Annotated in this window: 22 protein-coding genes and 2 tRNA genes; 15 read left to right on the top strand and 9 right to left on the bottom strand. The window is 68.6% G+C overall.

The annotated features are described in order from the left end of the window. Positions 1-5 precede the first annotated feature (5 nt). The 6 genes from rsmG to rpmH all read right to left on the bottom strand — a co-directional run bounded on the left by rsmG (position 6) and on the right by rpmH (position 3,524). Complete coding sequence (gene rsmG / locus ADL12_RS31195) at positions 6-722, bottom strand: 16S rRNA (guanine(527)-N(7))-methyltransferase RsmG (protein WP_062707855.1); 717 nt, start codon at positions 720-722, stop codon at positions 6-8. A gap of 121 nt (positions 723-843) precedes the next feature. After that, positions 844-1,356 carry a Jag family protein gene (locus ADL12_RS31190; RefSeq protein WP_059194365.1) on the bottom strand — a complete coding sequence of 171 codons (513 nt, stop codon included), beginning with the start codon at positions 1,354-1,356 and terminating at the stop codon, positions 844-846. 15 nt (positions 1,357-1,371) lie between these two features. Continuing rightward, positions 1,372-2,640 carry a membrane protein insertase YidC gene (gene yidC / locus ADL12_RS31185; RefSeq protein WP_062707853.1) on the bottom strand — a complete coding sequence of 423 codons (1,269 nt, stop codon included), beginning with the start codon at positions 2,638-2,640 and terminating at the stop codon, positions 1,372-1,374. 3 nt (positions 2,641-2,643) lie between these two features. After that, on the bottom strand, positions 2,644-2,997 hold the full coding sequence (yidD, locus tag ADL12_RS31180) for a membrane protein insertion efficiency factor YidD (protein ID WP_062707850.1): 354 nt from the start codon (positions 2,995-2,997) through the stop codon (positions 2,644-2,646). Further along, positions 2,994-3,365, bottom strand: a complete 372-nt coding sequence (rnpA, locus tag ADL12_RS51230; RefSeq protein WP_079052375.1) for a ribonuclease P protein component — start codon at positions 3,363-3,365, stop codon at positions 2,994-2,996. Before rnpA ends, yidD begins: the two co-directional genes overlap by 4 nt. A gap of 21 nt (positions 3,366-3,386) precedes the next feature. Then, entirely contained in the window at positions 3,387-3,524 is a 138-nt protein-coding gene (gene rpmH, locus ADL12_RS31170) for a 50S ribosomal protein L34 (protein WP_003956500.1), read from the bottom strand. Between the two features lie 373 nt (positions 3,525-3,897). Here rpmH and dnaA point away from each other — a divergent pair, with 373 nt between their 5' ends. From dnaA to ADL12_RS31120, 10 genes are all read left to right on the top strand, one after another. Next, positions 3,898-5,796, top strand: a complete 1,899-nt coding sequence (gene dnaA, locus ADL12_RS31165) for a chromosomal replication initiator protein DnaA (RefSeq protein ID WP_062707844.1) — start codon at positions 3,898-3,900, stop codon at positions 5,794-5,796. A gap of 858 nt (positions 5,797-6,654) precedes the next feature. Next, positions 6,655-7,785, top strand: coding sequence for a DNA polymerase III subunit beta (dnaN, locus tag ADL12_RS31160; protein ID WP_062707841.1), 1,131 nt, complete (start codon positions 6,655-6,657; stop codon positions 7,783-7,785). Positions 7,786-8,049: 264 nt separating this feature from the next. Beyond that, positions 8,050-8,925: a phosphogluconate dehydrogenase (NAD(+)-dependent, decarboxylating) gene (gnd, locus tag ADL12_RS31155; protein ID WP_062707839.1), complete on the top strand. Its 876-nt coding sequence runs from the start codon at positions 8,050-8,052 to the stop codon at positions 8,923-8,925. A gap of 149 nt (positions 8,926-9,074) precedes the next feature. Beyond that, a complete protein-coding gene (gene recF / locus ADL12_RS31150) occupies positions 9,075-10,196 on the top strand; it encodes a DNA replication/repair protein RecF (RefSeq protein WP_062707834.1) in 1,122 nt (373 codons plus the stop codon). After that, entirely contained in the window at positions 10,193-10,732 is a 540-nt protein-coding gene (locus ADL12_RS31145; RefSeq protein ID WP_062707831.1) for a DciA family protein, read from the top strand. The genes recF and ADL12_RS31145 overlap by 4 nt, the downstream gene beginning before the upstream one ends. Before the next feature lie 500 nt (positions 10,733-11,232). Further along, complete coding sequence (gene gyrB / locus ADL12_RS31140; protein ID WP_062707829.1) at positions 11,233-13,308, top strand: DNA topoisomerase (ATP-hydrolyzing) subunit B; 2,076 nt, start codon at positions 11,233-11,235, stop codon at positions 13,306-13,308. Positions 13,309-13,350: 42 nt separating this feature from the next. Further along, positions 13,351-15,942 (top strand): DNA gyrase subunit A, encoded by a 2,592-nt coding sequence (gyrA, locus tag ADL12_RS31135; RefSeq protein ID WP_062707825.1) that lies wholly within the window; start codon positions 13,351-13,353, stop codon positions 15,940-15,942. Positions 15,943-15,960: 18 nt separating this feature from the next. Then, positions 15,961-16,785 carry a DUF3566 domain-containing protein gene (locus tag ADL12_RS31130; protein WP_062707822.1) on the top strand — a complete coding sequence of 275 codons (825 nt, stop codon included), beginning with the start codon at positions 15,961-15,963 and terminating at the stop codon, positions 16,783-16,785. A gap of 146 nt (positions 16,786-16,931) precedes the next feature. Next, positions 16,932-17,008: transfer RNA gene (locus ADL12_RS31125), tRNA-Ile, on the top strand. 78 nt (positions 17,009-17,086) lie between these two features. After that, positions 17,087-17,830: an AAA family ATPase gene (locus ADL12_RS31120; RefSeq protein WP_062707819.1), complete on the top strand. Its 744-nt coding sequence runs from the start codon at positions 17,087-17,089 to the stop codon at positions 17,828-17,830. Between the two features lie 169 nt (positions 17,831-17,999). Here the strand turns inward: ADL12_RS31120 and ADL12_RS31115 are convergent, their stop codons facing one another. Continuing rightward, complete coding sequence (locus ADL12_RS31115; protein ID WP_062707816.1) at positions 18,000-18,371, bottom strand: DUF6344 domain-containing protein; 372 nt, start codon at positions 18,369-18,371, stop codon at positions 18,000-18,002. Positions 18,372-18,707: 336 nt separating this feature from the next. Between ADL12_RS31115 and ADL12_RS56990 the strand changes: the two genes are divergently transcribed. Both ADL12_RS56990 and ADL12_RS31110 read left to right on the top strand, forming a co-directional pair. Beyond that, positions 18,708-18,836, top strand: coding sequence for a DLW-39 family protein (locus ADL12_RS56990; protein ID WP_003999697.1), 129 nt, complete (start codon positions 18,708-18,710; stop codon positions 18,834-18,836). 199 nt (positions 18,837-19,035) lie between these two features. Further along, on the top strand, positions 19,036-20,415 hold the full coding sequence (locus ADL12_RS31110) for a hypothetical protein (RefSeq protein WP_167364446.1): 1,380 nt from the start codon (positions 19,036-19,038) through the stop codon (positions 20,413-20,415). A gap of 84 nt (positions 20,416-20,499) precedes the next feature. Here ADL12_RS31110 and ADL12_RS31105 read toward each other — a convergent pair whose 3' ends face one another. Then, on the bottom strand, positions 20,500-22,227 hold the full coding sequence (locus ADL12_RS31105) for a serine/threonine-protein kinase (protein WP_062707810.1): 1,728 nt from the start codon (positions 22,225-22,227) through the stop codon (positions 20,500-20,502). A 320-nt stretch (positions 22,228-22,547) separates the two neighbouring features. Then, the gene (locus tag ADL12_RS31100) at positions 22,548-23,096 is read right to left on the bottom strand and encodes a helix-turn-helix domain-containing protein (RefSeq protein ID WP_062707807.1); all 549 of its coding nucleotides are present in this window, start codon (positions 23,094-23,096) and stop codon (positions 22,548-22,550) included. A gap of 182 nt (positions 23,097-23,278) precedes the next feature. On the opposite strand from ADL12_RS31100, the gene ADL12_RS31095 reads away from it, so the two are divergent. The 3 genes from ADL12_RS31095 (at position 23,279) to ADL12_RS31085 (ending at position 24,554) form a co-directional block, all read left to right on the top strand. Further along, positions 23,279-23,351 (top strand) — tRNA-Ala (locus tag ADL12_RS31095). Between the two features lie 400 nt (positions 23,352-23,751). Beyond that, positions 23,752-23,931 (top strand): hypothetical protein, encoded by a 180-nt coding sequence (locus tag ADL12_RS54345; RefSeq protein WP_062707804.1) that lies wholly within the window; start codon positions 23,752-23,754, stop codon positions 23,929-23,931. Next, on the top strand, positions 23,928-24,554 hold the full coding sequence (locus tag ADL12_RS31085) for a sigma-70 family RNA polymerase sigma factor (protein WP_063806760.1): 627 nt from the start codon (positions 23,928-23,930) through the stop codon (positions 24,552-24,554). The genes ADL12_RS54345 and ADL12_RS31085 overlap by 4 nt, the downstream gene beginning before the upstream one ends. Positions 24,555-24,694: the final 140 nt, after the last annotated feature.

Raw genomic sequence — 24,694 nt, 5'->3', positions numbered from 1 at the left:
ACGGATCAGCGACGGCGACGAGTGCGACCCGTCCTGGCCGCCTTCGCCCTCTTCGCAGCGAAGCGCACACCACCCGGGCTCTCCCCGACCTCGACACGCACGACCGTGGATGTCGGGTCCACCACACCCTCCCCGACATGGAGGATCGACGTCTGAACCGCGCCCAGCTTGCTGAGGGCCGTCGCCGCGCTCTTCAGCTCCTCTTCCGCCGTATCGCCCTTGAGGGCGAGCATCTCGCCGTAGGGGCGCAGCAGCGGGATGCCCCAGGTGGCCAGCCGGTCCAGCGGTGCCACCGCGCGCGCGGTCACGACATGCACCGGCGTCAGCTTCCCCATGACCTCTTCGGCACGACCACGGACGACCGTCACATGGTCCAGCCCCAGCAGCTCCACAACCTCCGTCAGGAAGTTCGTACGCCGCAGCAGGGGCTCCAGCAGCGTGATCTTCAGGTCCTCCCGGACAAGCGCCAGGGGAATGCCGGGCAGTCCGGCGCCTGAGCCGACATCGCACACCGTCACGCCCTCGGGGACGACCTCGGAGAGCACCGCGCAGTTCAGCAGATGCCGCTCCCACAGGCGGGGCACCTCTCGCGGGCCGATCAGGCCGCGCTGCACACCCGCCTCGGCGAGCAGTTCGGCGTAGCGGACCGCATCAGCGAAGCGATCGCCGAACACCTCACGTGCCTGCTCAGGCGCAGGGGGGAGCTCCGCTGCCTCCGTCACGGGGGACCGTCCTTCCGTACCGTGCCGACGTGGCGCCGACATCAGAACCACCAGAACTATCAGGCTGACAAAGTTCGGCCCCGCCTGTGGGCAGACGGGGCCGGGGGAACGTACGGGCCGATCAGGCGGGAAGCACGACGACGAACCGCTGCGGTTCCTCGCCCTCGGACTCGCTGCGCAGACCAGCGGCCTTGACCGCGTCGTGCACAACCTTGCGCTCGAACGGCGTCATCGGCTTCAGCTTCACGGGCTCACCGGAGCTCTTGACCTCGGCGGCGGCCTTGGCGCCCAGCTCGGAGAGCTCGGCACGCTTCTTGGCGCGGTAGCCCGCGATGTCCAGCATGAGCCGGCTGCGGTCCCCGGTCTCCCGGTGCACGGCCAGGCGCGTGAGCTCCTGCAGCGCCTCCAGCACCTCGCCGTCACGCCCGACCAGCTTCTGCAGGTCTCGGCCGCCCGCGTCGCTGATGATCGAGACAGCGGCGCGATCGGCCTCGACGTCCATGTCGATGTCGCCGTCGAGATCGGCGATGTCGAGCAGACCCTCGAGGTAGTCCGCCGCGATCTCACCCTCCTGCTCCAGGCGGGTCAGGGTGTCTGCACCCTCGGCAGCAGCGGAGGTGGTGCCTTCCGTCACGGGATGGGCTCCTTCTTACTTCTTGGACGGGGACTTGGGGCGCTGCGGACCGCCCTTGCGCTGCCCTGACTGGGCCTTGCTGCGGGCGCCGCTGCCGGGCTTGGGCTCAGCCTTCTTTGCGGCGCCAGGCTTGGCGTCCTCGGGCTCGTCGGACTTCTCCAACGACGTCGGCTCACCGGCCTGCTTCGCACCGGACTGACGCTGGGCCTTGCTCTGCCGCTTCGGCTGCTGGCGCCTGGGGGCCGCGCCGGCGGTGGTCGGCGTACCGTCCTCGGCCACGGTGACGACGGCGCCCTCGCTCTTCACCACGGTGCCGTCGGCCTGCGCCGCGAGACCGGCCTTGCTCAGGCCGTTGATGAACTTGCGCTCGTGCTCGTTGCGGTCGCGGCCCTTGGCGACGATGGCCTTGACGATGGCGCGCTCGCCACGGCCGCGGGTCTTGCCGTGGCTCGTGACGTGCTTGGTCAGGCGCTCCAGGTACGCGGCCTGGGCCTTCGAACCCGGGGTCGGGTTGTTGCGGATGACGTACATCTGCTGGCCCATGGTCCAGACGTTGGTGGTCAGCCAGTAGACGAGAACACCGACGGGGAAGTTGATGCCGAAGACGGCGAACATGATGGGGAAGACGTACATCAGCATCTTCTGCTGCTGCATGAACGGCGTCTTCACCGTCGTGTCGACGTTCTTCGTCATCAGCTGGCGCTGCGTGTAGAACTGCGACGCCGACATCAGGACGATCATCACCGCGGTGACGATGCGGACCGTGGTCAACGAAGCGTCGAGTTCCGCGACGTCCGCGGAGCTGTCGGTGAACTTCGCGGCCAGCGGGGCCCCGAAGATGTGCGCCTTCTGCGCGCTCTTCAGCAGGCTGTCGTTGATGACACCGACGGTGTCGTTGTTCGCGATGCTGTTGAGCACGTGGTACAGCGCGAAGAAGAACGGCGACTGCGCCAGGATGGGCAGGCACGAGGAGAGCGGGTTGGTGCCCGTCTCCTTGTACAGCTTCATCATCTCTTCGGACTGACGCTGCTTGTCGTTCTTGTAGCGCTCCTGGATCTTCTTCATCTCGGGCTGGAGCGTCTGCATGGCCCGGGTCGCCTTGATCTGCTTCACGAAGAGCGGGATCAGGCAGATACGGATCAGAATCACCAGGGACACGATGGACAGGCCCCAGGCCCACCCGGAGTCATCGCCGAAGAGGGCGCCGTACACCGTGTGGAACTGGACGATGACCCAGGAAACGGGTGTCGTGATGAAGCTGAAGAGGCTGGCAATCGTGTCCACTAATCATGCTCCTTGGACATGGGACGGGGTCTCTGCGGCCGGGCTCGGAGGAACTTTCCCTTCGATGGCCGTTTCGGCGGCGGAGTGCCCGCCCTTGCGTGCGCGCCAAGCGCCCCGCAGCATCTCGTGCCACCGCGGACGCTTGCGCGGCGGGACATGGTCCACGCCGCCCAGCGACCACGGATTGCACCGCAGGATGCGCCAGGCGGTGAGTGCCGTGCCCTTGATCGCACCGTGCCGGTCGATGGCGGTATAGCCGTAGTGGGAGCACGACGGGTAGTACTTGCACACCGGCCCGAGCAGCGGACTGATCGTCCACTGGTACAGCTTGATCAGAGCCAGCAGTGGGTACTTCATCGCGCGCCCCCTCCCAGCAGCCGCTGCAGAGCGGCATCCAGGTCTTGGGCCAGCTGTGCATGGTCGGCGTCGCCCGCACCGGGCAGCGCTCGTACGACTACCAGGCTACCGGGGGGCAGCTGGTCGACTCGGTCGCGCATCAGATGACGAAGCCTGCGCTTCACCTTGTTCCGCACGACCGCGCCGCCCACTGCCTTGCTCACGACGAAACCCGCACGCGTCGGGGGAGCGCTCTCCCCAGGCGCGTGCGGGTCCGTGGCACCGCTACGAAGATGGACGACGAGGTGCTGGCGTCCTGCCCTGCGTCCTCGTCGTACCGCGGTCGCGAAGTCCTCGCGCCGCCTCAGCCGGTTCTCGGTGGGCAGCACGACGTCATGACCTGACCGGGATCAGGCGGACAGACGGGCGCGACCCTTGCTACGGCGGGACGCGAGAATCGCGCGGCCGGCACGGGTGCGCATACGCAGCCGGAAGCCGTGGGTCTTCGCGCGACGACGGTTGTTCGGCTGGAAGGTGCGCTTGCTCACTCGGGGGCTCCAGAAATAAATCGGTGGTTGCGGGTGCCGTCCTGGCTGTCACCGTGCGCCCACGAGTAGCTCGCGTTAACGCCCGAGTGCACCGCTTACCGATCACCTTTACGCGATCTGTGCCCATCGGAGGCAGGCGGCAGCAGCCATCGACAACTCGACCTGGTTACGGTACGCGCGGCTGCGCCATCCGGTCAAACCGGCGGTCGCAGGGAGACACTATCCACAGCCTGGGGACAACAACTTGAACCGCACCCGCCGCCCTGACTACCGTGGCTGAACTCCTTGTCCCCTTGACTCTGGCTCCACCCGATTTGAAACCCGACCCGTCCCACCATCACACGTTCGTGGGACCCGTGAGAGAGCGTGCCCTGTGGCTGACGTACCTGCCGATCTTGCCGCAGTGTGGCCACGAGTACTGGAGCAGCTCCTCGGTGAGGGCCGCGGACAGGGTGTCGAGTCGAAGGACGAGCACTGGATCCGGCGCTGCCAGCCGCTCGCGTTGGTCGCCGACACCGCCCTGCTGGCCGTACCGAACGAGTTCGCGAAGGGCGTACTGGAGGGCCGACTGGCCCCGATCGTCAGCGAGACCCTGAGCCGCGAGTGCGGCCGCCCCATCCGCATCGCGATCACCGTCGACGACTCCGCCGGCGAACCCCTGGCCCCACCGGCGCCCCCTGCCCCGCCCCAGCCGCGCTACGAGGAACCAGAGATCCCCTCGTACGAGGGCTACGGCCGCCACCGCGCCGACGACCACCTGCCCGGCGCCTCCAACGACCCGCTGCCCACCGCCCGTCCGGCCTACCCGAACGAGTACCAGCGCCCCGAGCCCAGCCCCGGCGGCTGGCCGCGCCCGACGCAGGACGACTACGGCTGGCAGCAGCAACGGCTCGGCTTCCCGGAGCGCGACCCGTACGCATCGCCGTCGCAGGGCTCCTACGCACAGGACTCCTACGGCCCGCCCTCCCAGGACTACCGCCCGCAGCCGATGGACCGTCCGTCGTACGACGGACGCCGCTCCGACTACGAGCAGCAGCGGCCCGAGTACGACCAACCGCGCAACGACTACGAGCAGCCACGCGGCGACTACGACCGCGACACCCGCCGCGACATGCCCGAGCCGCCCCCCGGCTCCGGCCATGTGCACCGCGGCGGCCCCGTCGGCACGAACCTGCCCACCACCGGCGCCCCCGGCCCGCTGGCCGCACAGCCCGCGCCGGCGCCCGGGCCCGGCGAACCGACCGCACGCCTGAACCCGAAGTACCTCTTCGACACGTTCGTCATCGGCGCCTCCAACCGCTTTGCGCACGCGGCCGCGGTGGCCGTCGCCGAGGCGCCCGCGAAGGCCTACAACCCCCTCTTCATCTACGGGGAGTCGGGCCTCGGCAAGACCCACCTGCTGCACGCGATCGGGCACTACGCGCGCAGCCTGTACCCGGGCACGCGCGTGCGGTACGTGAGCTCGGAGGAGTTCACCAACGAGTTCATCAACTCCATCCGCGACGGCAAGGGCGACAGCTTCCGCAAGCGGTACCGGGAGATGGACATCCTGCTCGTCGACGACATCCAGTTCCTCGCGGACAAGGAGTCGACGCAGGAGGAGTTCTTCCACACCTTCAACACGCTCCACAACGCGAACAAGCAGATCGTTCTGTCCAGCGACCGGCCGCCGAAGCAGCTGGTCACGCTGGAGGACCGGCTGCGGAACCGTTTCGAGTGGGGTCTGATCACCGACGTCCAGCCGCCGGAGCTGGAGACGCGTATCGCGATCCTCCGCAAGAAGGCGGTGCAGGAGCAGCTCAACGCCCCGCCGGAGGTACTGGAGTTCATCGCCTCCCGCATCTCGCGCAACATCCGCGAGCTGGAGGGGGCGCTGATCCGGGTGACGGCGTTCGCGTCGCTCAACCGGCAGCCGGTGGACCTGGGCCTGACGGAGATCGTCCTGAAGGACCTGATCCCCGGGGGCGAGGACTCCGCGCCGGAGATCACCTCGACGGCCATCATGGGCGCGACCGCCGACTACTTCGGCCTCACGGTCGAGGACCTGTGCGGCACCTCGCGCGGCCGCGCGCTCGTCACGGCCCGCCAGATCGCCATGTACCTGTGCCGCGAGCTGACGGACCTGTCCCTGCCGAAGATCGGCGCACTGTTCGGCGGCCGCGACCACACCACGGTCATGCACGCCGACCGCAAGATCCGCAATCTCATGGCCGAGCGACGCTCCATCTACAACCAGGTCACCGAGCTGACCAACCGCATCAAGAACGGCTGACAGAGACAGAGCCACGACGCCGAGGGCGCCCCCGGGACGAGTTCCCGGGGGCGCCCTTCTTCGTCCCGTGGCCACCCGCTGTTCGATTACGTGCCGCGTTACGGCCTCTCTCCACAGATCCGGTGACTTTTTCCCGTCCACATCCTGGGGACCGGGAAGTTGTCCAGATCGTGTCCACAGCCTCCTCTGTTGAGAGACGATCAAGCCAGGTCAGCTGCTTGTGGATTGGTGGACGAAGGATCTCCACAGACTGTGGACAGCGCGGTGATCCACAAGCTGTGCATGAAGTTGTCCACCGGCAACCCACAGGCTGAGGACGGTTGTCCCCAGTGATCCCCAGCTTCTCCACATGGCTGTCCACTGTTCGGCAACGCGACGCGCCTCCTCACCGGGTCGAGTGAAAGGCGTCACACGAAGCTGCCGGGTTGGGCTGTGGGAAAGGTGGGTAAAGCTGGGGACGGTACTGGGGAGAAGTCGCCCGAGGCTGTGCACGGCGTGTGCAGAACTTTCCGTTCTCCACAGAGACGCCCGGTTGTCCACCGCCTCCGCCCACAGGGCCCGTGGACAAAATTTCCTGCCTGACCTGCGAAAACAGGGTTATCCACGGTTTCCACAGGCCCTACTACTACTCCCAACTAGAGAGAGCTGGGAATCCGTTTCGAAGAGGGCCCTGTGCACAACTCGCTGTCCGGCCCCCGGCTGCCCCTCGTCACGACTTGACCCCGAGAGGCACCTACTGTCAGTGGGGTGCGTCAGACTGTTCCCGGTGTCCTTCCCCTCACTGGGGCCGACGACACCGACACAGACGACGAAGCCAGGCAGGCCGAGAAGCGCCGGCAACAGCAGGAGGCGGCAACAGTGAAGATCCGGGTGGAACGCGACGTACTCGCGGAGGCAGTGGCCTGGGCGGCGCGCAGCCTCCCGGCCCGTCCGCCGGCGCCGGTCCTCGCCGGCCTCCTCCTCAAGGCCGAGGACGGCCAGCTGAGCCTGTCCAGCTTCGACTACGAGGTCTCCGCGCGCGTGTCCGTGGAGACCGAGGTCGAGGAGGAGGGTACGGTCCTGGTCTCCGGCCGGCTGCTCGCCGACATCTGCCGGGCTCTTCCCAACCGGCCGGTGGAGATTTCCACAGACGGTGTACGGGCGACCGTGGTCTGCGGCTCCTCGCGGTTCACACTCCACACCCTGCCTGTGGAGGAGTACCCGGCGCTGCCGCAGATGCCGAACGCCACGGGCACCGTCCCCGGCGAGGTCTTCGCGTCCGCGGCCGCCCAGGTCGCGATCGCCGCCGGCCGTGACGACACGCTGCCCGTCCTCACCGGTGTGCGCATCGAGATCGAGGGCGACACGGTGACGCTGGCCTCCACCGACCGCTACCGCTTCGCGGTCCGCGAGTTCCTGTGGAAGCCGGAGAACCCGGAGGCCTCGGCGGTCGCCCTGGTCCCCGCCAAGACGCTCCTGGACACCGCCAAGGCGCTGACCAGCGGCGACAGCGTCACCCTGGCGCTGTCCGGCTCGGGTGCGGGCGAAGGTCTGATCGGTTTCGAGGGCGCGGGCCGCCGTACGACGACCCGTCTCCTGGAGGGCGACCTCCCGAAGTACCGCACGCTGTTCCCGACGGAGTTCAACTCCGTCGCGGTGATCGAGACCGCCCCCTTCGTGGAGGCCGTCAAGCGTGTGGCCCTGGTCGCCGAGCGCAACACTCCGGTGCGGCTGAGCTTCGAGCAGGGTGTGCTCATCCTGGAGGCCGGTTCCAGCGACGACGCACAGGCTGTGGAAAGGGTCGACGCCCAGCTGGAGGGCGACGACATCTCGATCGCCTTCAACCCGACGTTCCTGCTGGACGGCCTGAGCGCCATCGACTCCCCGGTCGCCCAGCTTTCCTTCACGACGTCCACGAAGCCCGCGCTGCTCAGCGGCAAGCCGGCGCTGGACGCCGAGGCGGACGAGGCCTACAAGTACCTGATCATGCCGGTGCGCCTGAGCGGCTGACGTTGTCCACAGAGGCTGGGGGGCCGGTGGATTTCCGGGCCCTCGGTTCGGACCTCGGGCCTCGGCGTGAGCCGCTGGGCCTTGGCGTCAGCCGCCGTCCACAGTCCCGCAGGTCCTGTGGGTGATCGGCCCCGTTCGGTGAAGCCGCAGGTGAGAGCGTACGTATGAGCGCGTATGCCCACGGATGTGCGCGTGCGTCCGGGTTTAGGCTCGGACGTGGGCACGCAGGTGCCCCACACGCCACAGCAACCTAAGGAACAACTGATGGAGCTCGGTCTCGTCGGCCTCGGCAAGATGGGCGGCAACATGCGCGAGCGGATACGCCGCGCGGGCCACACCGTTGTCGGATACGACCGCAACCCGGACCTCGCGGATGTCCACAGCCTGGAAGAGCTTGTGGGCAAGCTCCTCGGGCCGCGCGTGATCTGGGTGATGGTCCCGGCCGGTGCCCCGACCCAGTCGACCATCGACGAGCTCGCCGAGCTGCTGGAGCCCGGTGACGTCGTGGTGGACGGCGGGAACTCCCGCTGGACGGACGACGAGCGGCACGCCGAGGAGCTGGCGGCCAAGGGCATCGGCTTCGTCGACTGCGGCGTCTCCGGCGGAGTCTGGGGCCTGGAGAACGGCTATGCGCTGATGTACGGCGGCGCCCCGGAGAACGTCGCCAAGGTGCAGCCGATCTTCGACGCCCTCAAGCCCGAGGGTGACTTCGGCTCGGTGCACGCCGGCAAGGTGGGCGCGGGGCACTTCGCGAAGATGGTCCACAACGGCATCGAGTACGCGATGATGCAGGCCTACGCCGAGGGCTGGGAGCTGCTGGAGAAGGTCGACTCCGTGACCGACGTCCGGGAGGTCTTCCGCTCCTGGCAGGAGGGCACGGTCATCCGGTCCTGGCTGCTGGACCTGGCGGTGAACGCCCTCGACGAGGACGAGCACCTGGACAAGCTCAGGGGTTATGCACAGGACTCCGGCGAGGGACGCTGGACTGTGGAAGCCGCCATCGACCATGCGGTGCCGCTCCCGGCGATCACCGCGTCGCTGTTCGCGCGGTTCGCGTCCCGTCAGGACGACTCCCCGCAGATGAAGATGATCGCGGCGCTGCGGAACCAGTTCGGCGGCCACGCGGTCGAGACGAAGTAACCGGCGGGAACGACCGTCGGGAACGCCGGCGGAAACGAGAACAAGTAATCCACACCCTGGGGATGGCACCCTGGCACCCTCAGGAGTGACCCGGTTGTCCACAGCTGGGGAAAGCTGAACCACACGTTGGGGGAGGTCGGCGAACGACCATGCACGTCACGCATCTGTCGCTGGCCGACTTCCGCTCGTACGCCCGGGTCGAAGTCCCGCTCGACCCGGGCGTCACCGCCTTCGTCGGACCCAACGGCCAGGGGAAGACCAACCTCGTCGAGGCCGTCGGTTATCTCGCCACCCTCGGTAGCCATCGCGTCGCCTCGGACGCCCCTCTCGTGCGCATGGGCGCCGACCGGGCGATCATCCGGGCCCAGGTCAAGCAGGGCGACCGGCAGCAGCTGGTCGAGCTGGAGCTGAACCCCGGCAAGGCCAACCGGGCCCGCATCAACAGATCCTCGCAGGTCAGACCCCGTGACGTGCTCGGCATCGTGCGGACCGTCCTGTTCGCCCCGGAGGACCTCGCCCTGGTCAAGGGCGACCCCGGCGAGCGGCGCCGTTTCCTCGACGAGCTGATCACCGCCCGCTCCCCGCGCATGGCCGGTGTCCGCTCCGACTACGAGCGGGTCCTCAAGCAGCGCAACACCCTCCTCAAGACGGCCGCGCTGGCCCGCCGCCACGGCGGCCGCACGATGGATCTGTCCACCCTCGACGTCTGGGACCAGCACCTCGCGCGCGCGGGCGCCGAGTTGCTCGCTCAGCGCCTCGACCTGATCGCGGCGATCCACCCGCTGGCCGACAAGGCGTACGAGCAACTGGCCCCCGGCGGCGGCCCCGTCGCCCTGGACTACAAGCCGTCGGCTCCCGGTGAGGCGCATACGCGTGAGGACCTCTTCGAGCAGCTGATGGCGGCGCTCGCCGATGCCCGCAAGCAGGAGATCGAGCGCGGCGTCACCCTCGTAGGCCCCCATCGGGACGATCTGCTTCTCAAACTCGGTCAGCTGCCCGCCAAGGGCTACGCCTCGCACGGCGAGTCCTGGTCCTATGCGCTGGCGCTCCGCCTGGCCTCGTACGACCTGCTCAGGGCCGAAGGAAACGAACCGGTGCTGGTCCTCGACGACGTCTTCGCCGAGCTGGACAGCCGACGCCGTGAGCGTCTGGCCGAGTTGGTCGCGCCCGGTGAGCAGGTCCTGGTGACCGCCGCGGTCGACGACGACGTACCGCATGTGCTGGCGGGGGCGCGGTATGCCGTGTCCGAGGGGACGGTGGAGCGCGTATGAGCGACAAGCCGTCCGAGAACGCCCCCAAGAAGGCGCCCGAACCCTCCGGCGTCGACCTCGCCCGCGTGGCGCTGCGGGCGGCAAAGGAGCAGGCACGCGCGCGTGGGGATGCGGCGCAGCAGAAGAAGCAGGCGCGGCGCGGGGGGCTGCGCTCCGGCGCGCGTGCCGACGGCCGCGACCCCCTGGCGCTCGGCGCTGCCATTAACCGCTTGATCACCGAGCGGGGCTGGGAGACTCCGGCTGCGGTGGGCGGCGTGATGGGCCGTTGGCCGCAGATCGTCGGCGAGGACGTCGCCAAGCACTGTGTGCCGGAGAAGTACGACGAGGACGAGCGGGTCCTGGTCGTGCGCTGCGACTCGACGGCGTGGGCGACGAACCTGCGGCTGCTCGCCCCGACGCTGGTCGCCCGCCTCAACGAGGACCTCGGGCATGGTGCGGTGCGGCAGATCAAGGTGCAGGGCCCCGGCGGCCCCCCTCGCCGTTACGGCCCTCTGCGCGCGCCCGGCAGCACGGGGCCCGGCGACACGTACGGCTGATCCGATCGTCCGGCTCCGCGCGTGTCCGGCGTTCCCCGAGGGGCGAGCAGCGGCGTCCGAGTCGCCGTGAGCCGCAGCTGCGGAGTGCCGTCACAGCAGTCCCGACAGCCCCGTTGTCCACAGGTGACAGACATCACATCAGCTGCCGTCGGCGGTCGCGACGCACGGTCGGCGACCTCCTCTTCGAACACCCGCACGCGGTTGTGAATCTCGACCTGACTCCTAAGTAGCAAAGGGTTGACGGCTGGAAGCGCTGAGTGCCTCTCTGAGCCTCTTGGAGCCCCCATCCGTATATCGGGAGTCGGCCGAGCCGGGTTCAGGGCGGCACATGAGGACTCAGGTACCGGCAAACCCCCATCACTGTCGGCGCAACCGGTAGACTGGAAGCCAATCCCGCCCCAATCGTGGGGACCGTCCGGGAAAAGCTGAGCAACGCTGATCAAGGCTTACCAACGCAACATGCCGCAGCCGCTCCGGCAACCCGCCGACGAGCCCGGCTCGTGCTGTGCCAGAAAGGGCGCTTCGTGGCCGATTCCGGCAACCCCAACGAGAACATCCCGTCCACCGAGGCCCCGGCCGAAGTCGCCGAGGCCTCAACAGTGGCCACGGCGTACGACGCCAGCGCCATCACCGTCCTCGAGGGTCTGGACGCGGTCCGCAAGCGACCCGGCATGTACATCGGCTCGACCGGTGAGCGAGGGCTGCACCACCTCGTGTACGAGGTGGTCGACAACTCCGTCGACGAGGCGCTGGCCGGCCACGCGGACACCATCGACGTGACGATCCTCGCCGACGGCGGCGTCCGTGTCATCGACAACGGCCGAGGCATCCCGGTCGGCATCGTCCCCTCCGAGAACAAGCCGGCCGTCGAGGTCGTGCTGACCGTGCTGCACGCGGGCGGCAAGTTCGGCGGCGGCGGCTACGCGGTCTCCGGTGGTCTGCACGGCGTCGGTGTCTCCGTGGTGAACGCGCTGTCCTCGAAGGTCGCCGTCGAGGTGAAGACCGACGGCCACCGCTGGACGCAGGACTACAAGATGGGCGTCCCCACGGCGCCGCTCGCCAAGCACGAAGCCATCGAGGAGACCGGCACGTCGGTCACCTTCTGGGCCGACGCCGACATCTTCGAGACCACCGACTACTCCTTCGAGACGCTCTCGCGGCGCTTCCAGGAGATGGCGTTCCTCAACAAGGGTTTGACGATCAAACTCACTGACGAGCGCGAGTCGGCGAAGGCCACCTCCGGGGCGGACGAGGCGGGTGCGGACGAGACAGCCGAGGTCAAGACCGTCACGTACCACTACGAAGGCGGCATCGTCGACTTCGTGAAGTACCTCAACTCCCGCAAGGGCGACGCGGTGCACCCGACGGTCATCGACCTCGAGGCGGAGGACAAGGAGAAGAGCCTCTCCCTCGAAGTCGCGATGCAGTGGAACAGCGGTTACAGCGAGGGCGTGTACTCCTTCGCCAACATCATCCACACGCACGAGGGCGGCACGCACGAAGAGGGCTTCCGCGCGGCGCTGACGAACCTCATCAACAAGTACGCGCGCGACAAGAAGCTGCTGCGTGAGAAGGACGACAACCTCACGGGTGACGACATCCGCGAGGGTCTGACCGCGATCATCTCGGTGAAGCTGAGCGAGCCGCAGTTCGAGGGACAGACGAAGACCAAGCTGGGCAACACGGAGGCCAAGACCTTCGTGCAGAAAGCGGTCTACGAGCACCTCAACGACTGGCTGGACCGCAACCCGGTCGAGGCCGCGGACATCGTCCGCAAGGGAATCCAGGCGGCCACCGCGCGCGTGGCGGCCCGCAAGGCCCGTGACCTGACGCGTCGTAAGGGCCTGCTGGAGACGGCGTCCCTGCCGGGCAAGCTCTCCGACTGCCAGTCGAACGACCCCACCAAGTGCGAGATCTTCATCGTCGAGGGTGACTCCGCCGGCGGCTCGGCCAAGTCCGGCCGTAACCCGGAGTACCAGGCGATCCTCCCGATCCGAGGAAAGATCCTCAACGTCGAGAAGGCGCGGATCGACAAGATCCTGCAGAACCAGGAGATCCAGGCGCTGATCTCCGCCTTCGGTACGGGCGTGCACGAGGACTTCGACATCGAGAAGCTCCGCTATCACAAGATCATCCTGATGGCGGACGCCGACGTCGACGGCCAGCACATCTCCACCCTGCTGCTGACCTTCCTGTTCCGCTTCATGCGGCCGCTGGTCGAGGCCGGGCACGTGTACCTCTCCCGCCCCCCGCTGTACAAGATCAAGTGGGGCCGGGACGACGTCGAGTACGCGTACTCGGACCGTGAGCGTGACGCGCTGCTCGAGATGGGGCGTCAGCGCGGCAAGCGCGTCCGCGAGGACTCGATCCAGCGCTTCAAGGGTCTCGGCGAGATGAACGCCGAGGAGCTGCGCGTGACCACCATGGACCAGGAGCACCGCGTCCTCGGCCAGGTCACCCTCGACGACGCCGCCCAGGCCGACGACCTGTTCTCGGTCCTGATGGGCGAGGACGTCGAGGCCCGCCGCCAGTTCATCCAGCGCAACGCCAAGGACGTCCGCTTCCTCGACATCTGAGTCGGTCTCAGCTGACCGCACCAGGAAGGACCTTCACCAGCAATGACCGACGAGAACACTCCCGTCACTCCTGACGAGGGACAGACCCTGCGTGTCGAGCCCGTCGGGCTCGAGACGGAGATGCAGCGCTCGTACCTCGACTACGCGATGTCCGTCATCGTCTCGCGTGCCCTGCCGGACGTCCGGGACGGCCTCAAGCCCGTCCACCGCCGCGTGCTGTACGCCATGTACGACGGCGGCTACCGCCCCGAGCGCGGCTTCTACAAGTGCGCGCGCGTGGTCGGCGACGTCATGGGCAACTACCACCCGCACGGCGACAGTTCGATCTACGACGCGCTGGTCCGCCTCGCGCAGCCGTGGTCGATGCGGATGCCGCTGGTGGACTCCAACGGCAACTTCGGCTCTCCGGGCAACGACCCGGCGGCGGCGATGCGCTACACCGAGTGCAAGATGGCGCCGCTGTCGATGGAGATGGTCCGTGACATCGACGAGGAGACCGTCGACTTCACGGACAACTACGACGGCCGCTCCCAGGAGCCGACCGTCCTGCCGGCCCGCTTCCCGAACCTGCTGATCAACGGCTCGGCCGGTATCGCGGTCGGCATGGCGACCAACATCCCGCCGCACAACCTGCGCGAGGTCGCGGCCGGCGCCCAGTGGTACCTGGAGAACCCGGACGTCTCGCACGAGGAGCTGCTGGACGCGCTCATGGAGCGCATCAAGGGCCCCGACTTCCCGACCGGTGCCCTGGTGGTGGGCCGCAAGGGCATCGAAGAGGCGTACCGGACCGGCCGCGGCTCGATCACCATGCGCGCGGTCGTCGAGGTCGAGGAGATCCAGAACCGCCAGTGCCTGGTGGTCACGGAGCTGCCCTACCAGGTCAACCCCGACAACCTCGCGCAGAAGATCGCCGACCTGGTGAAGGACGGCAAGATCGGCGGCATCGCGGACGTCCGTGACGAGACGTCGTCGCGCACCGGCCAGCGCCTGGTCATCGTGCTGAAGCGCGACGGGGTCGCCAAGGTCGTCCTGAACAACCTCTACAAGCACACGGACCTGCAGACGAACTTCGGCGCCAACATGCTGGCGCTCGTCGACGGCGTCCCGCGCACCCTCTCCCTGGACGCGTTCATCCGCCACTGGGTGACGCACCAGATCGAGGTCATCGTCCGCCGTACGAAGTTCCGCCTGCGCAAGGCCGAGGAGCGGGCGCACATCCTGCGCGGCCTGCTGAAGGCCCTGGACGCCATCGACGAGGTCATCGCGCTGATCCGGCGCAGCGACACCGTCGACATCGCGCGCACGGGCCTGATGGACCTCCTGGAGATCGACGAGATCCAGGCCAACGCCATCCTCGAGATGCAGCTGCGCCGACTGGCCGCCCTGGAGCGCCAGAAGATCGTCCAGGAGCACGACGAACTCCAGGCGAAGATCACCGAGTACAACGAGATCCTCGCCTCGCCGGTCCGCCAGCGCGGCATCGTCAGCGCGGAACTCGCCGCGATCGTCGAGAAGTACGGCGACGACCGCAAGACCATGCTGGTGCCCTACGACGGCGACATGTCCATCGAGGACCTGATCGCCGAGGAGGACATCGTCGTCACGGTCTCGCGCGGCGGTTACGTCAAGCGCACCAAGACCGTCGACTATCGCGCGCAGAAGCGCGGCGGTAAGGGCGTACGCGGCACGAAGCTGAAGGAAGACGACATCGTCGACCACTTCTTCGTGTCGACCACGCACCACTGGCTGCTGTTCTTCACCAACAAGGGCCGCGTCTACCGGGCGAAGGCGTACGAGCTGCCGGACGCCGGACGTGAGGCGCGCGGCCAGCACGTCGCGAACCTGCTGGCCTTCCAGCCGGACGAGGCGATCGCCGAGATCCTCGCGATCCGCGACTACGAGGCGGCGCCGTACCTGGTGCTCGCCACGAAGGCCGGACTTGTGAAGAAGACGCCGCTGAAGGATTACGATTCGCCCCGCTCCGGCGGCGTGATCGCGATCAACTTGCGTGAGCGCGAGGACGGTTCCGACGACGAACTGATCGGTGCCGAGCTCGTCTCTGCCGACGACGATCTGCTTCTGATCAGCAAGAAAGCACAGTCGATCAGGTTCACGGCCACGGACGAGTCGCTGCGCCCCATGGGCCGTGCCACCTCCGGTGTCAAGGGCATGAGCTTCCGCGAGGGAGACGAGCTGCTCTCGATGAATGTTGTTCGAACCGGTACGTTCGTGTTCACTGCCACCGACGGCGGGTACGCGAAGCGGACCCCGGTCGACGAGTACCGCGTCCAGGGTCGCGGCGGCCTCGGCATCAAGGCCGCCAAGATCGTGGAGGACCGTGGCTCGCTCGTCGGCGCGCTGGTGGTCGAGGAGACCGACGAGATCCTCGCCATCACGCTTGGCGGCGGTGTGATTCGTACGCGAGTCAACGAGGTCAGGGAGACGGGCCGTGACACCATGGGCGTCCAACTGATCAACCTGGGCAAGCGCGATGCCGTGGTCGGTATCGCTCGTAACGCCGAGGCGGGACGCGAGGCGGAGGAAGTCGACGGCGACGTGGCCGTCGACGAGACCGCCGAGGATGCCGCCGCGACCATCGGCACGGACGAGGGTGAGGCACCCTCGGCCGAGTAGCACGAGGAGAGAGTCATCGTGAGCGGAGCCACGGGCGCCGGATCGTCCGGTACCTCGACCGGTTCTACTGCCGGTAAGGACACGGACGGCGGCGGCCGTGGCTCCGCCGCGCGTGCGACAGACACGCACACGACCCAGCTGAAAGCGATCAAGTCGCCAGCGAAGGACTCACCCTCGCCAGACGCACCTGGATCCCAGGGGGGAACCGTGACGGACACCCGAGGCTCGCAGCCCCAGCAGTACGCGGCCGGCGCGGGCTCGGCTGCTCCGGGCGCCCAGCCGCAGCCACAGCCGCAGCCCGCGCCCACAGGCGCGCACCAGGCGGCCTCCGCGCCGCCGACTTCGCCGCTGCCCGGGGAACGGCAGGCGCAGCAGCCCTCCGGGCCCTACCACCCGCCGCAGGCCTACCAGACGCCCGCTCCGGCGAGCACGACGGTACGCCGGCCGCGCACGGGAGCGAGTACGACGCCCCGCACCCGCAAGGCGCGCCTGCGCGTGGCCAAGGCCGACCCGTGGTCGGTGATGAAGGTCAGCTTCCTGCTCTCCATCGCGCTGGGCATCTGCACGATCGTCGCGTCCGCGGTGCTCTGGATGGTCATGGACGCGATGGGCGTCTTCTCGACAGTCGGCGGCACGATCTCCGAGGCAACCGGCTCGAACGAGTCGAACGGCTTTGACCTGCAGTCCTTCCTGTCCCTCCCGCACGTCCTGATGTTCACGTCGATCATCGCGGTCATCGACGTCGTCCTCGCGACGGCGCTGGCGACGCTCGGCGCGTTCATCTACAACCTCTCCGCCGGCTTCGTGGGCGGCGTCGAGCTGACCCTCGCGGAGGACGAGTGAGGGTGACCGAGGCCGGATGACGGTTGCCGCCCGGAGACGGTTTCAAACCTCACCTGGCGGTCCCCCGACAACCGATTTTGGGACTGCCCGTGTCGTGCGCTAATCTTCAGGAGTCAGCGCGCGGGACACATACCGCAGAGCGCGGCGGGGCTATAGCTCAGTTGGTTAGAGCGCATCCCTGATAAGGATGAGGCCACAGGTTCAAATCCTGTTAGCCCCACCAGCGAAAAGACCCCCAGTCCACACGGACCGGGGGTCTTTCGCATGCACGATTGTCAGTGCCGGATGAGAGCCTGGCGGCATGATCGTCGAACGGGCCTACGCGCATGTTGCCGAGGGCGAGCTGGGCGAGGAGAACCAGTGGCCGTGGTCGGTGCCGTGCGTGCGGCAGCTGCTGGAAGACGGCCTGAAGTTCACCGCGCCGGTCACGTTCCTGGTGGGGGAGAACGGCTCGGGCAAGTCGACCCTCGTCGAGGCGCTGGCGGAGGGGTTCGGTCTGGACTCCTGGGGCGGATCCGCCGGCTACAAGTACGCAAGTCGGCGTGAGCCGTCGGCGTTGGGCGGGCGGATACGGTTCGAGGCGACGGCGGCCGGCCGCCGTATGCTGCGCGGGCCTCGGACGCGCCGCAGAGGGTTCTTTCTGCGGGCGGAGACCGCGCTGGACGCGCTGGGCCGGGAGCAGGAGACGGGGCGGCTGTCCGGGGCCGCGGACGAGATGAGCCACGGAGAAGGCTTTCTGATGGCCTTCCGGGAGCGGTTTCAGGAGCCAGGGCTGTACGTCATGGACGAGCCCGAGGCCGCGCTGTCCTTCGCTTCCTGTCTTCAACTCGTCGGGCTGCTGCATGAACTGGGGCGTTCCGGCGCGCAGATCATCTGCGCCACGCACTCACCCGTGCTGACGGCGCTGCCCGGCGCCGAGATCATCGAGGTGGGCGACCACGGAATGCGTCCCGCCGACTGGCGGGATCTGGAACTCGTCGACCACTGGCGGCGTTACCTCAACGACCCTGGGGCCTATCTCCGGCACATCGTCGAAGCGGGATGAGGTACGTCGTACGGGGTCGGCGTCCTGAGTGGTGCTCTGTATGAGCTGTGCTGTGTATGAGCCGTGCTGTGTATGGAGCGGTGCTGCTGTGTACGCAAGCGCGCTGTGACGGTGCTGTCTGGGACAACTGGGGGTTTGAGCAGTTACGTCTGGGGGCGAACCCTGGGGTTCAGCGCTGGTGCGGGACCAGGGGCTGGGCCGGGGGCGCGGCGGAGTCGCAGGCGCCGACGGCCGAGGTGGACGCCGCTTCGGTGTCCGTGAGCGGACGGTGGCGGCAGCTGGGAGTCTTGCCGTGCGCCTCGGCGCGGATGCGCTGCTTCATCGTGGGGGGCAGTGCTCTGGCGTAGGACCACGCCCACTGGGGCATCGCCGGCACTGTCAGCTGTGTGCTGGTGTCGCGGTCGCTGTCGCTCTTGCGCGCCGCCTCGTTGTGCGATGCGGCCGCGGCAGCGTTCGTCGTGACGAATCCGAGCGCCGTGCACAGCGCGAGGAAGGCGGTGACGATGGTGGTCCACAGGTTCATGACCTTGTTCCGGGCCATGGCCCCTCACTTTCGGGTTGGGCGATTTGCGTACTTTCCTCATGATGTGTATGGGGGTCGAGAAGTCATGTACCGACGCCCATGGCGCCTCGATCTTCAGATGAACACCACTCGGATGGGCGCATCAGGCCTGAAAAGTGCCGGAAGGTGAAGGAAGGGAGCAATCTCACCATCTGTAGAGGTGTCATCACTCCCTGATCGGAGCGTCGCCGTCCGCTTCTACTGCGGTCCACCGGAGGGCAGTTGAGCCCCGACGCAGGTCACCGATCGATATCGGTCGGTGTGTATAGTCGGGCGCCAGAGGTCCCCTACGTCAAGGAAAGACGAGGTCGCGCGGTGAAGAAGCTTCTCCTGGTCGCACTGGCCGCCATCGGCGGGCTCCTCGTGTACCGCCAGATCCAGGCGGATCGCGCCGAGCAGGATCTGTGGACGGAGGCGACTGACTCCGTGCCCACGGGTTCGTGAGTCACCACATCGGAATCTGAGCAGACCCCGGCCGCCCTCGCGGTCGGGGTTTTTTGTGCTCGCCGTGAGCCGGCCGTGTCCTCGTCGTGGCGCGGAGTGACGCGGCTTCGAGTTGCGGGAGCGGCCCGGAGGTCTTAGAACCGGGCGTTTCGGGCGGTCGTACGGATTGCGCGGGTGACGAGCGGCACGGCTGGGCAGGATGGGCGACGGTCGATGGTCCGGTGACGACGAGGGGTGGCGCGTAATGGGGCGGCGGCGTACGGCGCGGTGGCGTCACGCGAGGGAGAGGCGCGGACATCGCTCGGCACGCGCGCGTGCAGCCGTCGTAGCCGCACTGCTGCTGTGTACGACGGCTGCCCTGCCGGGCCGGTCCGCGCTCGCCGCCGGAACGCCGAGCCCTTACGCCTTCGCCCCGGACGCCCGGCCCGTCGCCGGCGCGCCCGGCACCGCGGACGCCGCACCCCTCACGCCCGGCACGACGTACAAGAGCTCCCTGCCCAGTGGCACAAAGAGCTACTACCGCCTCGGCCTCGACGCCACCTCCGACGTGTACGTCTCCGCGACGGCCATCCCCGCCCCCGGCACCACCCTCTCCGCGAGCGACGGCATCAAGGTGACCGTGCAGGACGCCGACGGCAGCAACTGCTCCTTCGGCAGTGAGACCTTCGGCATCGTCCACACTCCCCGCCCGATCGCGGCGTGGGCCGCACGCCAGGCCTCTGCCAACCGACCTCGCTGCGAGAGCGCGGGCACCTACTACGTGATCGTCGAGCGCGTCGGTACGGCGGAGGCCGCCCCGGACACCTGGGACCTGGAGCTCTTCGCCACCTCGGAGCCGCCCCTGGAGCAGACCGGTGCGACGAGCGCCCCCGAGGACTGGGACTCCGCCTCCCCAGAGCCCCTCACCGGCGAGGAAGTGCGCCGCGACGGCGGCTCCGGATTCGCCTCGGCGGCATCCGTCGGACACGGCGTCTGGAACTCCGACATCGAGCCCGGCCGGACGCTCTTCTACAAGGTGCCGCTCGACTGGGGCCGGCAGTTGTACGCCACCGCCGAACTGGGCAGCGCGAACGGCCGTGCCGGCTATGTCGACGGCGCCCTGAACCTCTCGCTCTACAACCCTGTGCGCGGTTTGGTCGACGACGCGAGCACCAGCTACAACGGCAGACAGGAGGCCACCGAAGTCGGTCCACTGCCGCCGGTCGCGTACGAGAACCGGTACGCCATTCCCCAACGGTTCAAAGGCATGCGGTTCGCCGGTTCCTACTACCTCGTCGTGCACCTCGCGGCCGACATGGCCGAGAGGTACGGCGACGGGCCGCTCCAGCTGACATTGCGCGTGCGGGTGGGGGGTGCGGCGGCGGCCGGGCCCGGTTATGCGGGGGAGCCGGAGCCCGGCGACGTCTTCCAGGTCACGGAAGGCGATCGGTGGGCGGCTGAGGGCAGCGGGGCGGCCGGGGGCGGCGGTGACGCTGCGATGACCGTGCTCGCGGTGAGCGGGATCGGTGCGGGGACCTTGGTGCTGGTGGTGCTGGGGGTGTGGTCCGTGGTGGCTCGGCGGAGGCTTGGGGCCTGGTAGAGCCGGGCTCGGAACGCGGGCTTGGGTGCCCAGAGCCCCGCAGCGCCATTTCCAAGCTCGAGGCCCTGGCCGACGGCAGCTGGCTCAGATGCGGGTCAGGGCCCAGAAACCCACGGCGTAGCAGGCCAGCGCCAGCAGCAGGAGCGGGACTGTCACCTTGGCGGGCGGGCCGGGCCGTCGTGCGAGGCCGCGGGAGGCGCGACGGGTGGCGCGGTGGCCGCCACGGCGGTGCGGCTGTCGAATTGGGGGCGCCAGGGGTGGAACCTGCGGGCTCTGAGCGGTGTACGAAGCAGTAGAGGCATCGACGCGCTGGTGCTGCGTCGGCGTCGGAGGCTGAGCCGGGTACTGAGGTGTGTGCGGGTGAGGGGAGGACAGGACGTGCGTGTTGTCGTAGGGGGAGATGTGAGCCAAGTGATGCTGCGCGCCCTGGTGCGCCTGTCCCGACTGTCTCTGGTCCTGCTCCTGGTCCTGTGCCCGTGCCTGGGCTGGTGCCTGTGCCGGGTACGGCTGTGGTGGGGGCGTTCGAGTCCGAGGGGAGGAGCCCGTGTCCTGAGGCGGTGGCAGGTGGAAGCTGCCGGTGTCCGACATGGCGCGGGGGCCGTCCTGGTCGCCGGGCTGCGAAGGGACGGACGGCTCCTGGGCGGCGGGCGGCCGGGAGCCGGGCCGGGGCGTGTGCGGGGCGGGCGCGGAAAGGGACGCCGGGACATCCGAGGCCGGGACCGGCCCGGCCACGCCCTGGCGTGGATCGCTCGGTACGGAGCCCGCGCCGGTGCCGTCGGCGGTCCCGGCCCCGGTGCCATGTCGTGCGGAACCGGTGCCGGTCGCCACGGATCCGGTGCCCGTCGGTACCGAGCCGGTGACACCCGCACCCGCGGTGCCCGTGCCGAACTGCCGGGAGCCACCCCTGCCCCTGTCGACTCCTGGCGCCGGTTTGAGCGGTCCGCCCGCCTCGAACCCCGGCGGCAGCGGCCCGAGTTGGTCGAAGATCTCGATCAGCTCGTCATCGGGACCCGGTTCCGGCAGGAGCTCGGCGGCCGAGGCGAGGGCCTTGCGGGCACCCGTGGCCGTGCGGAACCGCGCTTGCGGATCCGGCTGCACCAGCGAGGCGACAACCTGCCACAGCGGTTCGGGAATTCCCTTGGGCGCACCCGGTGTTCCGTGCGCGGCGAAGTACTGGATGAGCGCCTTGGTGTCCGGCTTGGCGCCCTCCAGCAGATACAGGGCGACCAGTCCTACGGCGAACAAGTCGGCGGGGAAGTCCGGCTCCGCGCCCATGAGTTGCTCGGGCGCGAGGTAACCGGGCGTTCCCACCACGAGGTTGGTCTCGGTCAAGCGGGGTTCGCCCAGCCGCATGGCGATGCCGAAGTCGGACAGGCGCAGACGCGGGCGGGCGGTGCCGGTGGCCTCGAGGAGCAGGTTGGCGGGCTTGATGTCGCGGTGGACGACGCCCTCCGCGTGCACGGCGGCCAGCCCCGCGAGGAGTTGGTCGAGGAGCGTGCAGACGAAGAAAGGCGGCAAGGGGCCGTAGTCCCCGACGAGATGGACCAGCGAACCGCCGGCCACCAGGTCCATGGTGAACAGAACCTTGTCGTCGTCGGCAGCCCAGCTGGCGGGCGCGAGCACATGGGGGTGATCGATCCGGAGGGCCTGTTCGCGGACGAACCGCAGCAGCGAGTGCGCGTCGCTCTGCTGCAGGACCTTGGCAGCCACATACCGGCGGCGGCGGTGGTCCCAGGCGCGCCAGACGGCGCCGACGCCTCCGCGTCCGATCGGGTCGACCAGTTCGTACCGGCCGGCGAAGACCTCACCCATGGTTGTGCGTCGCTCCTCCCCCTTCGGTTACCCCCCTTGCTTCCCCCTCGACGAGCGATACGACTCCCCTCGCCTTCCCCTCCCTTTGCGGACTCCCCGTCGCCCCTCCGTGAACCCTTCGCGGGCTGCCCCCCGGTTGCTGGCTGCCCCTCGCCCCTCGCGCCCTTCCCCGGTGAGAGACACGCCCCCGTCGGGATCCCACCGTGAGCGGCCAGACCCCCGCGTGGCCGCGCCGGTGAACCGCACGGCCTGCTCAGGGCCGCCCAGGACCTGGCCGTCGGCCCGGCTGCCGAACCCCCTTCGGCGACCGGGCCCCTAGGTCAGTTCTGGTGGGACTGGTAGTGCGTGACCGCGTCGGAGGTGCGGCCGGCGCCGTACACCCGGAGGAACTCTGCCAGTTCCGGGTGGGTGGGGGCGAGGGTGTCCGCGGCTTCGATGATGTCTCCCGCGGCGGCCACCGAGCGCAGCAGCGACTGGATCTCGCGGACCACCCGCTTGACCGTGGGCGCCCCCGAACTGCTCGTCGTCTGCGTCGTGTTGCTGAGCACCGAGCCCCCCTGCGACTTCTTGATCTCCTCCATGCGGTCGGTGGCCTCGGCCGCGCTCACGCTGCCGTCAGCGACCTGCCCCGCCAGGTCCTGCAGCAGCTGCACCCGCTGGACCACGGCCGGATTGCCGATCTTCGCCCGCTGGCCGCTCATCAGCTGCGACAGCATCGGTGCGGACAGTCCCAGCACCCCCGCGAGACGAGCCTGGTTGAGACCAAGATCGTCGATGAGCTTACGGAAGAGCGCCCCCAGCGGCTCCCCGTACCAGTTCCGCTGCAGTTCCCGCGCTCTCGCGGTCGCTTCCTGCTGTGCGGCGTCCATTGCGTCTCCCCATCGCTTCCCCAAAAACCGTGGTTCGCTGTAGCGAACCACGCCGAGCATCTTACGGAGAGTGGTCGTTCATCGGGACCCCCAATCTTTTTGCGAGATACGGGGGGCGACCCGGTACTCTGGTCTGCGGCGCCCGCCGGTACGTGGTTCTTCCGGCTGGACGCTCCCCTTCCGGGGCCTTAGCTCAGTTGGTAGAGCGCTGTCTTTGCATGGCAGATGTCAGGGGTTCGACTCCCCTAGGCTCCACACCTCGGACCGGTCAGACGCCCTCGTGGCGCTGGCCGGTTTTGCATTTCCGCGTGCTCCGACAGACCCCTTCCCGAGTGACGTGCATCACGTGACGGGTGGTGGTGTCGTTGCGGAAGTTTGCGCAAACCAGTGAGGCGGGTGCGGCCCGCGGAGCGGTTACGCAGGTGGCCGACGTGGCGCCAGGGTGGCGCGCTCCGGTACTGAGGCCTTGTGTGAGCTGGCGTGAACGCAGCCGGGTAATCAGAAGGATGCGTTCCGTTAAGAAAGTCTGTGCGGGACTTGCACGCACAGGCCGTTGCAAACGTCATCGTGGGCGGAGGGCGTAAACACACGCCGTCCCGAGGCCACCGGGGGTGCTGACAGGCCTCGCCTGACATCAGGAAGGCACAACAGCACAGTGACGATGGACATTGCCGGTGAGGTGATCCTGGCGGCGCTCGCCCTACGGGTGTTCGGCCGCGACGCGGTCGTACTGCTGCGCCGGCTCGCCGCGGCCGGCGTACGGGCGGGCATCAGCGAGATGCGGCGCGACCTCGGCGAGGGCGCCAAGGACGCACACCACGAGGGGCAGGCGTGAGTCAGGACCTGCCGAGCCAAGCCTCCCGCGCCCCGCGCATGAAGAAGCTGCCGCCGGACTTCGAGGCCTTCCACCAGATGTACCGGCCGTTGTACGTCAACTGGGCCAAGTCCCGCCTGGGCAACTGGCACGACGCCGAGGAAGCGGTGGACGCCGCCTTCGAGCACCTGCTGAAGGCATGGAGCACCGTCCTGACCAAGGAGAACCCCACCGCGTACGCCTGGCGGGTCATCAGAAACAGCACCATCGACCACTCCCGGACCCGCGACCGCCTCCCGGCACTCATAGGCGAGGCCTTCGAGACCCTGGCGCTGACCCAGGCCGTGGACCCCATCAGCCAGCTCGAGGAAAGCCTCAACCTCTACGCGGAGATCGGACAACTGCCGCCGCGTCAGATGGATGTCGCCTTCCTGCACTTCGGGCTCGGCTACAGCGCGGTCGAGATAGCGGCCGCCCTCGGCATCACCCCGGCCGGCGTGCGCTCCACCGTCCGCCACGCCAAACGGCGCCTCCAGCACGCGTACGGCGTGAAGAAGAACCTCACAAAACCCCGTACGGCCGAGGAAGGGCACGCCGAGGAAGGAAAGGCCGAGGAAGGGAAAGCCGATGACATCGCCCATTGACGACCTGCTCGCCCGGGCCCGTCTGCACCGCCCGCCCTACACCCAGGCAGCCATAGACGCGGCGGCCGCACGCCTGTCCGTACGCGCCGCCACCCTCCCGGAAACCCCTGGCCAAAACCCAGCACCCGCCACCCCCGGAC

The sequence above is a fragment of the Streptomyces regalis genome, assembly GCF_001509475.1.
GTDB classification, from domain to species: Bacteria; Actinomycetota; Actinomycetes; order Streptomycetales; family Streptomycetaceae; genus Streptomyces; species Streptomyces regalis.
The sequence above is the reverse complement of the archived record's forward strand: the minus strand, read 5'-3'. Positions and strand labels throughout refer to the sequence as shown.